Origin of the sequence: Enterococcus raffinosus (genome assembly GCF_001886185.1) — a bacterium.
GTDB lineage: Bacteria > Bacillota > Bacilli > Lactobacillales > Enterococcaceae > Enterococcus_A > Enterococcus_A raffinosus.
Genome location: NZ_JXLA01000006.1, coordinates 101,820 through 115,429 on the forward strand (window position 1 = coordinate 101,820; position 13,610 = coordinate 115,429).

13 protein-coding genes are annotated in these 13,610 nt (G+C 41.1%); all 13 read left to right on the forward strand.

What is annotated here, in order from left to right; genetic code table 11:
* Positions 1-86: 86 nt before the first annotated feature.
* Positions 87-1,097 carry a tryptophan ABC transporter substrate-binding protein gene (gene trpX / locus RV13_RS04715; protein ID WP_010744840.1) on the forward strand — a complete coding sequence of 337 codons (1,011 nt, stop codon included), beginning with the start codon at positions 87-89 and terminating at the stop codon, positions 1,095-1,097.
* Between the two features lie 4 nt (positions 1,098-1,101).
* Positions 1,102-1,983, forward strand: coding sequence for an ABC transporter permease (locus RV13_RS04720; protein ID WP_010744841.1), 882 nt, complete (start codon positions 1,102-1,104; stop codon positions 1,981-1,983).
* Between the two features lie 4 nt (positions 1,984-1,987).
* The gene (locus RV13_RS04725) at positions 1,988-2,770 is read left to right on the forward strand and encodes an ABC transporter ATP-binding protein (protein WP_010744842.1); all 783 of its coding nucleotides are present in this window, start codon (positions 1,988-1,990) and stop codon (positions 2,768-2,770) included.
* 487 nt (positions 2,771-3,257) lie between these two features.
* On the forward strand, positions 3,258-4,136 hold the full coding sequence (aroE, locus tag RV13_RS04730; protein ID WP_010744843.1) for a shikimate dehydrogenase: 879 nt from the start codon (positions 3,258-3,260) through the stop codon (positions 4,134-4,136).
* Positions 4,137-4,157: 21 nt separating this feature from the next.
* A complete protein-coding gene (aroF, locus tag RV13_RS04735; RefSeq protein WP_010744844.1) occupies positions 4,158-5,201 on the forward strand; it encodes a 3-deoxy-7-phosphoheptulonate synthase in 1,044 nt (347 codons plus the stop codon).
* A 12-nt stretch (positions 5,202-5,213) separates the two neighbouring features.
* Entirely contained in the window at positions 5,214-6,272 is a 1,059-nt protein-coding gene (gene aroB / locus RV13_RS04740) for a 3-dehydroquinate synthase (RefSeq protein WP_010744845.1), read from the forward strand.
* Between the two features lie 3 nt (positions 6,273-6,275).
* Positions 6,276-7,436 (forward strand): chorismate synthase, encoded by a 1,161-nt coding sequence (gene aroC / locus RV13_RS04745; protein WP_010744846.1) that lies wholly within the window; start codon positions 6,276-6,278, stop codon positions 7,434-7,436.
* A gap of 16 nt (positions 7,437-7,452) precedes the next feature.
* Positions 7,453-8,526 carry a prephenate dehydrogenase gene (locus tag RV13_RS04750; RefSeq protein WP_010744847.1) on the forward strand — a complete coding sequence of 358 codons (1,074 nt, stop codon included), beginning with the start codon at positions 7,453-7,455 and terminating at the stop codon, positions 8,524-8,526.
* Between the two features lie 4 nt (positions 8,527-8,530).
* Entirely contained in the window at positions 8,531-9,802 is a 1,272-nt protein-coding gene (gene aroA / locus RV13_RS04755) for a 3-phosphoshikimate 1-carboxyvinyltransferase (protein WP_010744848.1), read from the forward strand.
* A gap of 66 nt (positions 9,803-9,868) precedes the next feature.
* Positions 9,869-10,378 (forward strand): shikimate kinase, encoded by a 510-nt coding sequence (locus tag RV13_RS04760; RefSeq protein ID WP_010744849.1) that lies wholly within the window; start codon positions 9,869-9,871, stop codon positions 10,376-10,378.
* A complete protein-coding gene (gene pheA, locus RV13_RS04765; protein WP_010744850.1) occupies positions 10,378-11,226 on the forward strand; it encodes a prephenate dehydratase in 849 nt (282 codons plus the stop codon). Before RV13_RS04760 ends, pheA begins: the two co-directional genes overlap by 1 nt.
* A 96-nt stretch (positions 11,227-11,322) precedes the next feature.
* Entirely contained in the window at positions 11,323-12,504 is a 1,182-nt protein-coding gene (locus RV13_RS04770; protein ID WP_010744851.1) for an LCP family protein, read from the forward strand.
* 79 nt (positions 12,505-12,583) lie between these two features.
* Positions 12,584-13,429, forward strand: coding sequence for a DegV family protein (locus RV13_RS04775; RefSeq protein ID WP_010744852.1), 846 nt, complete (start codon positions 12,584-12,586; stop codon positions 13,427-13,429).
* Positions 13,430-13,610 lie beyond the last annotated feature (181 nt).

Here is a 13,610-nt window from a genome sequence, read left to right on the forward strand (position 1 = left end):
TTTTGGGTAGTTGTCTTTTTTGTCATTTCTGCTCTTCGCAGTATTACCATTTACGAACAAAAAACAAAAAATCGGAGGAATAAAGAATGAAAAATAAAGGAATTATTGGATCAATTATCGCATTAGCTGTCGTATTAATCGGAGTATTCGCTTATCAAATGGGGTCGCGCCAGACGAATGCGAGTGAAGAAAAAGAAGAAATGCAGACAGTAGGCATCCTGCAATTTATCAGTCATCCATCTCTTGATCAAATCAAGGATGGCGTGATTGAAGGACTAAAGGAAGAAGGCTATGAAGACGGGAAGAACATCAAAATCGAATTTTTAAACGGTCAAGGCGATCAAAGCAAGTTGAACAGCATGAGTCAGCAGCTATTAGAAAAGAATTCTGACGTCCTAGTTGGTATCGCAACACCGGCCGCAAAAGCACTAGCAAATGCAACCAGCGATAAACCGATCATTATGGGAGCAATCAGTGACCCGATTGGTGCTGGATTAGTCACCGATTTAAAGAAACCAGGCGGCAATGTGACAGGGGTTAACAATTTAACTCCAGTAGATCAACAGTTGGATATGGCAAAAGAAATGTTCCCCGATGCTAAAACAGTCGGGATGATTTATTCATCTTCTGAAGAAAATTCTAAGTCACAAATTGAACGGGCGGAAAAACGTGCAACAAAAGACGGATTGACGGTAAAAAAATATGCGATCAGCTCAAGCAATGATATTGCACAGATTACACAACAGGCTTGCCAAGAAACAGACTATCTTTATATTCCACAAGACAACACGATCGCTAGTGCCTTCCAGACTTTGATCAATGAATCCGATAAAGCGAAAAAACCTGTCTTTGTTTCGGTGGACAATATGGCAAAAGAAGGTGGTATCGCGACAGTAGGACAAAATCAATTTGACTTAGGAGTGGAAACTGGAAAAATGGCGGCAGATGTTTTAAGCGGCAAAGCAAAACCAGCTGATACACCAGTGAATGTGATTGATTATGGAGACATGATCATTAATGAAGACAAAGCAAAAGAATTAGGAATTACGATTCCAGAGAAAATCAAAGAACAAGCAGAAGTAGTTAAAGGGGAGTAGACAAATGGTAATTTCAGCAATAGGACAAGGATTTTTATGGGGAATTTTAGGTTTAGGCATTTTTATGACCTACCGAATTTTAAATTTCCCAGATATGACAACTGAGGGATCATTTCCATTAGGCGGTGCCGTTTGTGTGACCGCGATCACGAATGGTGTGTCTCCCATTCTCGCAACTCTTTTAGGGATCGTTGCTGGAATGTGTGCCGGATTTGTTACCGGTATGCTGTATACAAAAGGGAAAATCCCGGTCATTTTAGCTGGAATTCTAGTGATGTCTGGATTGAACTCAGTTATGCTGTTTATCATGCAGACACCGAACTTGTCTCTTTTAAAACAGCCGAAGATTCAAGATTTTTTTACCAATTTAAATTTACCCGACCATTTTGATGTTGTTCTGTTAGGTTTGATCGCAATTGTGATCATCGTTGCTTTATTATTGTTCTTCTTCTTTACAGATTTCGGACAAGCCTACATCGCCACCGGTGATAACGAAAACATGGCTCGTTCCATCGGTATCAATACGAATCGCATGAAAGTGATCGGTTTAACCCTATCAAATGGTGTCATTGCACTTTCAGGAGCACTTATTGCTCAAAATGACGGCTATGCGGATATTGGAAAAGGTGTTGGGGTGATCGTTATCGGATTAGCTTCGATCATCATCGGTGAAGTTCTATACGGCGAAGTCACATTTATTGAACGATTAGTGGCTATTGTTTTAGGAAGTATTATTTATCAACTATTGATCTTGATCATTATCAAAGCTGGATTAGATACTACGTACTTGAAGATTTTCTCTTCAATCATTTTGGCTTTGTGTTTGATGATCCCGCGTTTAAAAGAAACATTGAATTTAAAAACCGGCTTGGAGAAGGAGGAGTGATCGGATGAATGCATTAGAGGTAAAAAAAGCCAGCAAAACAATTAGTAATGGTGTAAACGATAAACGAAAAATTCTAAATAATGTGGACTTGTCGATTGCCCCGGGTGAGTTCGTTACGGTTTTAGGCGGAAATGGCGCTGGGAAAAGTACCCTTTTCAATAGTATTTCTGGTAGCCTGCAATTAGATAGCGGAACGGTTTCTGTTATGGGGAAAGATTTGACTAAGCTTTCAGAAGAACAACGAGCTACCTCGATTTCTCGCGTGTTCCAGGACCCTAAGATGGGGACAGCACCCCGCTTAACAGTCGCAGAAAATCTAGGTTTAGCTGAAAAACGCGGACAAAAAAGACGCTTACGTCAGCGACAATTGAATCAAAAGAAAGATATGTATCGCGAATTGTGTAAATTAGTTGGGAATGGACTAGAAAACCATTTAGATACACCAACCGGATTTCTTTCTGGTGGTCAACGGCAAGCCTTAAGCTTACTGATGGCGACGATCACAAAACCGGACTTATTGCTATTAGATGAACATACAGCTGCGCTTGATCCTAAAACAGCCAAACAATTGATGCTGCTGACAGACCAACGAATCAAAGAAGAAAACCTCACCTGTTTAATGGTCACCCATAAAATGGAGGATGCTCTACATTACGGCGATCGCGTGATCGTGATGGAAAAGGGAGAGATCATTAAAGATATTCATGGGGAAGAGAAAAAACGAATGACGTTGGCAGATTTATTCCTGCTATTTGAAGAGAGCGAGACAGTAGCTGAAGTAATGTAAATAAACTTTTTTTACAGAAAATTAAAATAATGGGTTGACTTATTAGAAAAACAAATCTATACTAAGTTCAATCTTAAATCAGTTTGGAGCGATTTTTATGAATACGAATAAGAGTACGCACACACAACTGAATAATTATTACTTTAGCTATTTTAGATAGGTTTGTATTCATGATTCATGGATGCAAACGACAACAAGTTTGTATCTATGATGGCTAAGGATTTTAAGTTCGACTTAACGCCACATAGATGAAAATCTATAGTGGCTTTTTCTTTGGTATCTTTTATGGGAGACTAGGCGCATTGTAGATTTTCTACAGTGGGCCTTTTTCGTTTTTTTAAAATCGCTGATTGAAGGTTAAGCAATCTTTATTATGAAGGATACAAGGAACACTTTCTCTTTTAACAGAGTAAAGGAATCGTATTCGAAGGACGATCGGTAACGTGTTTACGTCAAAAAAATTATTTAGGAATAGGAGTGAGGGAAGATGGAAAATGAAATTTCAGGAAGAACGCGGTTAGCCGGTTTGTATGCATTACCAGCAAGACATAGCTTTTCACCAATGATGCATACAACAGCGTTCCAAGCAACGGGGGTTGACGCAGTCTATTTGAGCTTTGATGTTCAGCCAGAACGACTTGGCCAAAGTATTCAAGCCATTCGCGATCTTGACATGCTGGGAATCAATTTATCGATGCCTCACAAGATGGAAGCAGTCAAGTACGTCGATGAGTTAAGCCAAGCCGCACGATTGATTGGAGCGATCAATACCATTGTGAATCAAAACGGCAAATTAATTGGTCATATCACAGACGGTATCGGCTGCATGGAAAGCTTGAAACAAAACGGGATAAAGATCATTGGCAAGAGAATGACGATTCTCGGAGCTGGTGGAGCAGCAACAGCAATTATCACACAAGCCGCGATTGATGGGGTAGAGGCCATTGATGTTTTTAACATTAAAGATGACTTCTATCAAAAAATTGAGCCGAAATTGGCGATGATAGCGGAGGAGACCCACTGTCAGATCCAACTGCATGATTTAGCCGATGAAAAACAATTAAGTGAATCATTAGCCGCAAGCAATCTATTGATCAATGCGACGAATATTGGGATGGCACCAAAGACAGAGCAAATGCCGTTACCCGATCCGTCATTATTAAGAAAAGACCTGCCAGTTTTTGATGTCATTTATCATCCAGCTGAAACCCAGTTATTAAAAGCTGCGAAGGCCACCGGTGCAAAAGCAGTGAACGGCTTAGGAATGCTGTTGTATCAAGGAGCCGCCGCTTTCAAATTATGGACAGGCAAGGAAATGCCTGTTAAACAAATCCAACCGTTATTGGAAGAAACAATCAAAAAATAAAAAGTGAAGGAAGTTATTACTATGATCTTAATTATAAAAAAAGGTATTCAAGAAGCAGAATTATCTCCTATTTTATCCCGTATTAAAGAAGAAGGATTAGGTGTACAAATCAATCACGGAAAAGACCGCCTAGTATTGGGGCTGCTAGGAGATCCAAAGATTATTCAAAATGTTCCGTTTCAAGCATACAGTGTCGTTGAACGGGCCGTCGCTATTTCGAACACCTACAAGCTAACTTCAAGAGAATTTCATCCGCAAGATACAGTAGTAGACGTTGATGGAGTGAAAATCGGTGACGGTAGTTTTGTAACAATGGCAGGCCCTTGTTCCGTTGAAGGTGAAGAACAAATCATGGAAACAGCTCGCATGGCAAAAGCCGGTGGGGCAAAAATCCTGCGAGGTGGTGCTTACAAACCTCGGACTTCTCCATACGCTTTCCAAGGCTTGGGAGAAGAAGGCTTGAAGATTATGCGTAAAGCCGCTGATGCTCATGGATTAAAAGTCATCACAGAGGTTATGGATGAAGCACATATTGATGTTGTTTGCCAATACGCAGATATCATTCAAATCGGTGCTCGCAATATGCAAAACTTCCGCTTGTTAGAGGCAGTCGGAAAAACCGGCAAACCAATCGGCTTGAAACGCGGGATTTCAGGAACCATTCAAGAATGGTTGAACGCTGCGGAATACATCGCTGTTCAAGGAAACTCAAAAATTATTTTCATCGAACGTGGGATTCGAACGTACGAAACAGCAACACGGAATACATTTGATTTAAGTGCGGTTCCTTTGATTAAAAAATTGAGTCATTTCCCGATCATTGTTGATCCAAGTCATGGTACAGGTGTTTGGGATCTTGTTGCACCAATGGCTCGTGCAGGCGTTGCCAGTGGGGCAGATGGGATGATCGTAGAGATTCATCCAGACCCACTGCATGCTTGGTCTGACGGTGAACAATCATTAAATGAGAAGAATTACTTAACGATGATGAGCGAAGTAGAGATACTAGTAGAAGCAATGCAAAAAATCAAAGACTTAACCAAAGAACCTTCACTCATTAAATAGGGGGAACCATTGATGGAGATAGTTTTACCGGAAAAAAGTTATGAGATTATCGTCAAGCGTCATGGATTAGAGTCAGTCGGAGACTGGATCGCTTCTCTTTGGAAAAATAAAAAGATCGCAATTATTAGTGACGAGCATGTTTTTCCTATTTATGGTGAAAAAATCCTTCAGCAGTTAAAGAACTATGAAGTCTGTCATTACGCTGTACCAGCTGGAGAGAACAGTAAATCATTGGATATGGCAAACAAACTTTATGAATTTCTAGCCGATGAACAGTTTACTCGCAGCGATGCGGTGATCGCGTTAGGTGGAGGTGTTGTTGGTGATTTAGCTAGCTTTGTCGCCTCCACTTACATGCGAGGAATCGCCTTTGTCCAAATACCTACTTCGTTATTGGCACAGGTAGATTCTAGTATTGGAGGTAAAACGGCGGTTAACTCAAGCAAAGCAAAAAATATGATTGGTACCTTTGCTCAGCCTGACGGAGTATTGATTGATCCAGAAACATTGACCACTTTGCCTGAGCTTCGCGTACGTGAAGGGATAGCAGAAATTATAAAATGCGGTGCGATCAGTGATGCTTCATTATGGAAAGATCTTGAAGAACTAACAGGAATCCAAGACCTTCTCGTTCATAGTGAAGCCATCATTCTTAAAGCCTTGAACGTCAAGAAGACTGTTGTAGAAGAAGACGAATTTGATAATGGCTCTCGATTGTTGCTGAACTTTGGTCATACAATTGGTCATGCGATTGAAAACACCGCAGGATATGGAGAAATCAGTCATGGCGAAGCGGTAGCAATCGGAATGGTTAAAATTTCAGAAACCGCTGAGGAAAAGAACCTTTCTCCTACCGGTATTACAGACCAAATTATTGCTATGAATCGAAAGTATCAATTACCGGTTGCCTATCAGCCTTGGGATGCTGAGAAGTTCTATACAGCCATCACTCATGATAAGAAGGCACGAGGGGACAGCTTGAATATCGTATTGCTAAAAGAGATAGGAAAAGCGTACATCCAAAAAATAAAACTAACAGAATTTAAAGAGTATCTAATAGAAGGGAAGTAGTTTATGCGTTACTTAACAGCTGGAGAATCTCATGGACCAGAATTAACTACGATCATCGAAGGTGTTCCAGCAGGACTAACACTTTCTGTTGAAGCAATAAACCAAGATTTAGCTAGAAGGCAAGGCGGATATGGACGCGGCGGACGAATGAAGATCGAAAAAGACCAAGTTCGGATCACTTCTGGGGTCCGTCACGGCAAAACATTAGGTTCTCCAATTACCATGATCGTTGAAAATCGTGATTGGAAAAATTGGCAGAAGGTTATGTCTGTTGAGCCAGTGGCTGAAAAAGAAGAAAAATTGCGTCGGGTCTCAAAACCACGACCAGGACACGCGGACCTTGTTGGCGGAATGAAATACCATCACAGTGATTTAAGAAATGTGCTAGAACGCTCATCCGCTCGTGAAACAACGATGCGAGTAGCGATTGGCGCCCTTGCTAAGCAAATTCTAGCGGCAGTAGATATCGAGATCGCCAGTCACGTAGCCATTTTAGGTGGGATCGAAGCTGCCATCCCAGCAGAATTAAGTGTTGACGAGATCAAAGCAAAAACAGCTGCTTCAGAAGTCAATATGGTCGATGAATCAGTAGAGGAATCGGTCAAGGCATTGATTGACCAAACGAAAAAGGCAGGAGATACCATTGGTGGTGTCGTTGAAGTGCGAACAGACAACGTTCCTGCAGGATTAGGCAGCTATGTTCAATGGGATCGAAAATTAGATGGAAAGATCGCCCAAATCATGATGAGCATCAATGCTTTCAAAGGAGTAGAGTTCGGTATCGGATTCGAAGCAGCTCATCAACCAGGCTCCAAGGTCATGGATGAAATCGTATGGAATGAAGGCTACAGCCGAACAACGAATCATCTTGGTGGCTTTGAAGGCGGAATGACTAATGGAGAACAGATTATTGTCCGAGGAGTCATGAAGCCCATTCCAACGTTATACAAACCACTCATGAGTGTAGATATTGATACGAAGGAACCTTATAAAGCAAGTGTGGAGCGTTCTGATAGCACTGCGGTACCAGCTGCTTCTGTAGTTGCGGAGCATGTAGTCGCAACTGTATTGGCTGAAGAAATTCTAGAAAAATTCTCATCAGATACCATAGATGAATTACAACATGCGGTAGCAGAATACCGAAAGGAAATCAAAAACTTTTAAGAGAGAGGGTACGTCTATGAGAAAAAAAGTGTTCGTCTTAGGTCTTGGTCTAATCGGCGCTTCGCTTTGCAGAGCAATCAAACAACCAACAATTGAGCTGTTTGGCTGGGATTATTCGGAAGAGACTCGGCAAATTGCGAATGAAGTTGGATTAGTTGATGAAATTGCTTCTATTGAAAGAGCACCTGAGATGGATATTATTATTTTAGCCGTACCCGTTTTATCCACCTTGCATTATTTGCACGAGCTGGCACGTTTGCCGCTAAAAGAAACCGTGATCGTAACAGACACAGGCAGTACAAAAAATGAAGTCATGAAGTTAGCGAAAAGCCTGCCATTTACCTTTATCGGAGGACATCCGATGGCTGGTTCTCATAAGTCAGGGGTGAAGGCTGGAAATCCAAATCTTTTCGAAGAGGCTTATTACATTTTGACACCGCCTGAAGGGGCAAACGTTGAACCGCTAATGGCGGTACTAGAACCGACCAGAGCGAAGTTCGTTGTGATTGAGCCTGAGTCTCACGATGAAATTGTTGGCGTTTTGAGCCATCTACCACACATTGTCGCGTCAGGTCTAGTAAAAATGAGCGATCAACTGACAGAGGAGCATCCTCGCGCCACTCAGCTCGCAGCAGGCGGGTTCCGAGATATTACACGTATCGCTTCCTCTGATCCACAGATGTGGACAGATATTTTGCTCACAAATCGCACGATCCTATTAGATTTAATCAGCAGCTGGCAAGAGGAAATGTCCAAAATCAGAGAAAGCTTGGTTCAAGAGGACCAACCGGCCATTTATGACTTCTTTAGTCAGGCAAAGCATTCGCGGGATCATTTACCATCAAAAGATCGTGGTGTAATTCCAGCGTTCTATGACCTTTATATCGATATTCCTGATATCGCTGGGGCAATTGCCAAAGTCATGACGATCATTAGTAATGCAGACATTTCCATCATTAATCTGAAAATTCAAGAAACACGTGAAGATATCTTCGGTGTTTTAGAACTTTCTTTCAAAAATCAAGCAGATCTGGAAAAGGGACAATTATTAATCGAGGAAGCAGATTTTCGTTGTCGCAGAAGGAGTTGAACAAATGAAACTATTGAAAAATAAATCAGGGCTAAGTGGTACATTGACTGTACCAGCAGATAAATCTATTTCACATCGCAGCATTATGTTTGGCGCAATCAGTCATGGGAAGACAACAATTCATAATTTTTTAAGAGCGGAGGATTGTCTGAGCACCGTCGCTGTCTTTAAAGCCTTAGGTGTTACGATCGACGATGACGGCGAAGTGATAAGCATTGAAGGAAAAGGCTTTAAGCATCTACAAGCACCCCAGCAGATTTTAGACGCTGGAAACTCCGGCACGACAATGCGCTTGGTCTTAGGAATATTGGCCGGCCAAACTTTTCATTCGAAAATCGCTGGCGATGCATCCTTGAATCGTCGACCGATGGAACGTGTCATGGGACCGTTGAGAATGATGGGAGGCAATCTTCAAGGAGAACAAGGCAGTGAATTTCCTCCGATTGAAATTGAAGGAGGTCCATTATCAGCGATCACCTACGAAATGCCCATCGCGAGTGCACAAGTAAAATCTGCGATTCTTTTCGCAGCATTACAGGCTGAAGGTTTGACTACTATTATTGAAAAAGAAAAATCACGCAATCATACAGAAGAAATGATCAAACAATTCGGCGGAAACATTTCGGTAGAGGATAAAACAATTACTGTGTCAGGCGGACAACAGCTTGTCGGGCAGGAAGTAACTGTTCCTGGAGACATTTCGTCGGCTGCTTTCTATCTAGTCGCTGCTACTTTGTTAGCCGATAGCGACCTTCAATTGAAGCACGTGGGAATCAATCCTACACGAACAGGAATTTTAGATGTGCTACAAGAAATGGGTGCAGATATTCAAGAAGGCTCGGTTGATTCGCAAAATCAGGCAGCAGACTTACAAATCAAAGCAGCACCGTTAAAGGCTGTGGAGATTAAGGGAGAAATTATTCCCCGCTTGATTGATGAGCTTCCAGTAATCGCATTAGCAGCAACTCAAGCAGAGGGAACGACAGTCATCCGAGACGCGGAAGAATTAAAAGTAAAGGAAACCAATCGGATCGACGCAACGGCTCAAGAATTAAACAAATTAGGAGCAAACATCGAAACAACAGAGGATGGCCTGATTATTCATGGTCCAACACCATTGCATGGCGGCACTGTTGATAGTCACGGGGATCACCGCATCGGTATGATGCTTCAAATCGCCGCTTTATTGACAGATGATATCGTAGAACTCAATAATCCTGAAGCGATTAATATCTCTTATCCAAACTTTTTTAATGATCTAGCGTCATTGATATAGCTTTAGTAAAAAATGAAGGTTGATGTTTTTAATTATAAAGTACTCAAAATGAATGGAGAATGCCTAATGGAATCAATTGTCTTGATCGGCTTTATGGGAGCTGGAAAAACTACGATTAGTAAAGAACTTGCAACGACGTTAAATGCCCGTGTGGTAGACATGGATGATGTTTTAGTTGAACGGATCGGTCAGCCGATCAGCGAATATTTTGAAGAACACGGAGAAGCTTCTTTCCGAGAACATGAAACAAATCTTTTAAAGGAAGCGTTGAATGAAGAATCTGTCATTGCTACAGGCGGCGGCGTGATTCTTCAAAAGGAAAATCAAAAAGTTTTGTCCGATAAATTAGTTGTTTATCTAAAAGCAGATGCAAATGTACTGGTCAAAAGAATTCGGGAAGACAAGGTGAATGTTCGACCACTAGCGATTAAAAATGATGATGGAGATTTGAAGCGTTTATTCTTTTCAAGAGAAAAGCTTTACGAAAAACTTGCCAAAATTACTGTAGATACTTCAGAAAAACTGCCAAAGGATATTGTTAGTGAAATCATTCAGCAGGTTGAGGTTGCATCATAATGAAAGTTGGTTATTTGGGACCTAGGGGCTCATTTACCTATAGCGCGGCAGGAAATTTTTTCAATGATGAAGTCCTCCTGCCCTATGAATCCCTTACAGCATTATTGGAAGAGCAACGTAAAGGAGCATTAGACTATTGTGTCGTTCCCATTGAAAATACGATTGAAGGTTCTGTGTTACCGACTCTTGACCTAATTTTCCAAACGCTGCCGACAATTCAAGCAGAGATCGTGCTTCCTATCCAGCAGCAGTTAATGGTCCATCCTGCGCATGCTGAAACTTGGGAGAAAACTGAGCTTATTTGTAGCCATCAGCAAGCCTTAGCACAATCTCAAGTATTTCTGATGAAGCACTTTCCTACTGTAGACATTGAGCAGATCGGTTCTACAGCACAAGGAGCTCAAAAGGTCGCTGATCATCCGAACCAGCGCTATGCAGCAATCGGGTCCCGTGACGCAGCGGAACAGTTTGGGTTAACGATTGTCCAAGAAAACATTCAATCCATCAGTGAAAATGAAACGCGTTTTTGGGTACTCGGGGAACACCCCCTAACAGGAGATTTACCTCAAGGGAAAAATAAGGCTACTCTTCTATTTGATTTAGCTTCGGATCATCCGGGCGCATTGTATCAATGCTTAGCTATTTTTGCAGCAGAGAGCATTAATTTAACCAAAATTGAATCTCGCACACAAAAGACAAAGCTAGGAGAATATTTTTTCATTATTGACTTGGAAACGCCCGAAACAGAAAAACTCAGCAGAGTATTGCTTCAATTAAAAGAGAAAAACTTCGCAGTCACATTGATCGGCGATTATCCAACATATCTTCCAAAGGTTAGAAAATCTTAGTAGTTAAGGTTTTCTAATTTTTTTTGGGAAAAATAAGACAAAGTGCAGATGATTTGCTATTTTATTAATAATAGTAATGAGATGAAGAGGTGCACTATGAGCCGAATGGATAAATATAAGAAGATTCATGAGGAAAGTCAGAAGGAGGAGAAAAAACCTTTTGGCTTTCGTCGTGAAATGAAGAAGAACGAAAAAGCAGACCAAGAACCGTTACACTATGAAGAGCCACAAGAATCCTATAGAGAACCAGAAGAAGAGTTTTACTATGAGGATCATTATCAAGAGCCAAAGAAAAAAGGATTCAACGTCAAATTCCCGACATTTAGAAATCCCCTTAAGAATCCTTTTAAACGAAAGCCCAAAAATCCTTATGAACAGAAACCAAAGAAAAAGCGAAGTTGGCGCCGAAGGGTAATTATGATTTTGGTTGTTCTTTTAGGGTATTCTGTCATTTCTTTCGGTATCGGGAATTTCGCTGCAAAGCACGATTCCTCAATGCCAAAAATTGAGACACAAGAGTTTAATGGCGCGACATCGGAAAATGGGAAACGCAATATTTTGCTTTTGGGTAGTGATACCCGTGATAACATCAGTGGGCGCTCTGATTCAATGATGGTGCTGCAAGTTGATGGCTTCGGAAAAGCCAAGCTTGTCTCATTTATGCGAGACATGTATGTCAATATTCCTGGTGTTGGTCAAAACAAGTTGAATGCAGCTTATGCTTATGGGGGAGCGGATCTCGTCCGTCAAACCTTAAAAGAGAATTTTGGAATCGATTGTCGCTATTATGCCATGGTGGACTTTCAGACGTTTGAAAAAGGCGTAGATGCCTTGTTCCCTCGCGGTGTTCAAATTGATGCTGAAAAGGACATGAGCTCATATATTGATGCACCTATTAGTAAAGGTCCGCAACGAATGGACGGTCATACCTTATTGAACTATGCTCGTTTCCGAATGGATGAAGAAGGTGACTTCGGACGCGTACGCAGGCAACAGCAAGTAATGCAATCTGTTTTTGGACAGCTGATCAATCCTTTGGTTTTACTACGCGGTCCTTATGCTGCAGGAAAAATTTGGGGCTATCTTTCAACCGATATGCCCAACACATACGTTTTGACGCATCTATTCAATTTCGGTAAAGCTGTGGTCGGAATCGATCGCTTGACCTTACCAGTGGATGGTTCATGGTCTTATATCGATACCGCTAATGCCGGCAGTGCCTTAGCAGTTGATACAAACCAAAATGCACAAGCAGCTCAAGAGTTTTTAGGGAAGTAATCGGATTTTGATTCCCATCAATCTATGAATATGCTATATTATAATTATTGTAAATTTTGATTGAAACGAGGAAGCGACTATGAAATTAGCGATCGTGACAGATAGCACTGCTTATCTGAATGAACGCACGCGCAATCATAAAGATTTATTCATCATTCCAATTCCTGTCATCATCGATGGTGAGCCATTTGAAGAAGGCGTAGATATTGGCTATGAGGAATTTTATCAGAAACTAAAAAATAGCAAGGATTTCCCAAAAACATCACAACCCGTTTTAGGTGAAGTCTACGAATTGTATCGCTCAATTAAGGAACAAGGATACGACACGGTAATTAGTATTCATTTATCAGAGGGTATCTCTGGTTTTGTCCGTACTTTGACAGCGATCAAAGATGACATTGAAGGACTGCAGGTTATCCCTTATGATTCAAAGATTACAAGTGTCCCAATGGGGTATATGGTAGAAAAAGCTTTGGAAATGAGTGATCAAGGAAAACCATTAGACGATGTATTAGCAGCAGTTGATCAAATTCGTGATACTACAAATGCGTATATCATTGTTGATGATTTAGATAATTTGGTCCGTGGAGGTCGTTTAACCAATGGCGCTGCGATCATCGGCGGTTTATTGAAAATTAAACCAATCCTAACCTTTGAAGATGGAAAGATTGTTTTAGCTGAAAAGATCCGTTCATTAAAGAAAGCGTTGCAGCGTACTGAAGAAATCATCGAGGAACGCCGTCAAGAAAACGAATCTGAGTTAAGAATTTATGTCATTCACGGAAATAATCCAGAACTTGCTCAACAGGAATATGAAAAGCTACGTGAAAAGTATCCAGATGCAACGATTGACATTGGAACATTCGGGCCTGTCATCGGTACCCACTTAGGGGATAAAGCCATCGCCCTCGGCGTAGCCAAATAGCATGCAACTCACTAACAATGTTAGTGAGTTTTTCTTTTTATCAAAAAGGCAATTCCCGGCTCAAAAAAAATAATATTCATTCATACGCTTCACACAAGACAATCAATAGTGACGTTTAGCTTAATGGTATACGCAACGAACATAAAACTCATTTTTTATGGGTTACAAAAAATGATTACTT

What these genes read in the sequence shown, in the direction of transcription:
- aroE (WP_010744843.1), top strand. Translation starts at nt 3,258, where the DNA reads ATGGAAAATGAAATTTCAGGAAGAACGCGGTTAGCCGGTTTGTATGCA.
- RV13_RS04775 (WP_010744852.1), top strand. Translation starts at nt 12,584, where the DNA reads ATGAAATTAGCGATCGTGACAGATAGCACTGCTTATCTGAATGAACGC.
- RV13_RS04760 (WP_010744849.1), top strand. Translation starts at nt 9,869, where the DNA reads ATGGAATCAATTGTCTTGATCGGCTTTATGGGAGCTGGAAAAACTACG.
- pheA (WP_010744850.1), top strand. Translation starts at nt 10,378, where the DNA reads ATGAAAGTTGGTTATTTGGGACCTAGGGGCTCATTTACCTATAGCGCG.
- trpX (WP_010744840.1), top strand. Translation starts at nt 87, where the DNA reads ATGAAAAATAAAGGAATTATTGGATCAATTATCGCATTAGCTGTCGTA.
- RV13_RS04770 (WP_010744851.1), top strand. Translation starts at nt 11,323, where the DNA reads ATGAGCCGAATGGATAAATATAAGAAGATTCATGAGGAAAGTCAGAAG.
- aroF (WP_010744844.1), top strand. Translation starts at nt 4,158, where the DNA reads ATGATCTTAATTATAAAAAAAGGTATTCAAGAAGCAGAATTATCTCCT.
- aroA (WP_010744848.1), top strand. Translation starts at nt 8,531, where the DNA reads ATGAAACTATTGAAAAATAAATCAGGGCTAAGTGGTACATTGACTGTA.
- aroB (WP_010744845.1), top strand. Translation starts at nt 5,214, where the DNA reads ATGGAGATAGTTTTACCGGAAAAAAGTTATGAGATTATCGTCAAGCGT.
- RV13_RS04725 (WP_010744842.1), top strand. Translation starts at nt 1,988, where the DNA reads ATGAATGCATTAGAGGTAAAAAAAGCCAGCAAAACAATTAGTAATGGT.
- aroC (WP_010744846.1), top strand. Translation starts at nt 6,276, where the DNA reads ATGCGTTACTTAACAGCTGGAGAATCTCATGGACCAGAATTAACTACG.
- RV13_RS04720 (WP_010744841.1), top strand. Translation starts at nt 1,102, where the DNA reads ATGGTAATTTCAGCAATAGGACAAGGATTTTTATGGGGAATTTTAGGT.
- RV13_RS04750 (WP_010744847.1), top strand. Translation starts at nt 7,453, where the DNA reads ATGAGAAAAAAAGTGTTCGTCTTAGGTCTTGGTCTAATCGGCGCTTCG.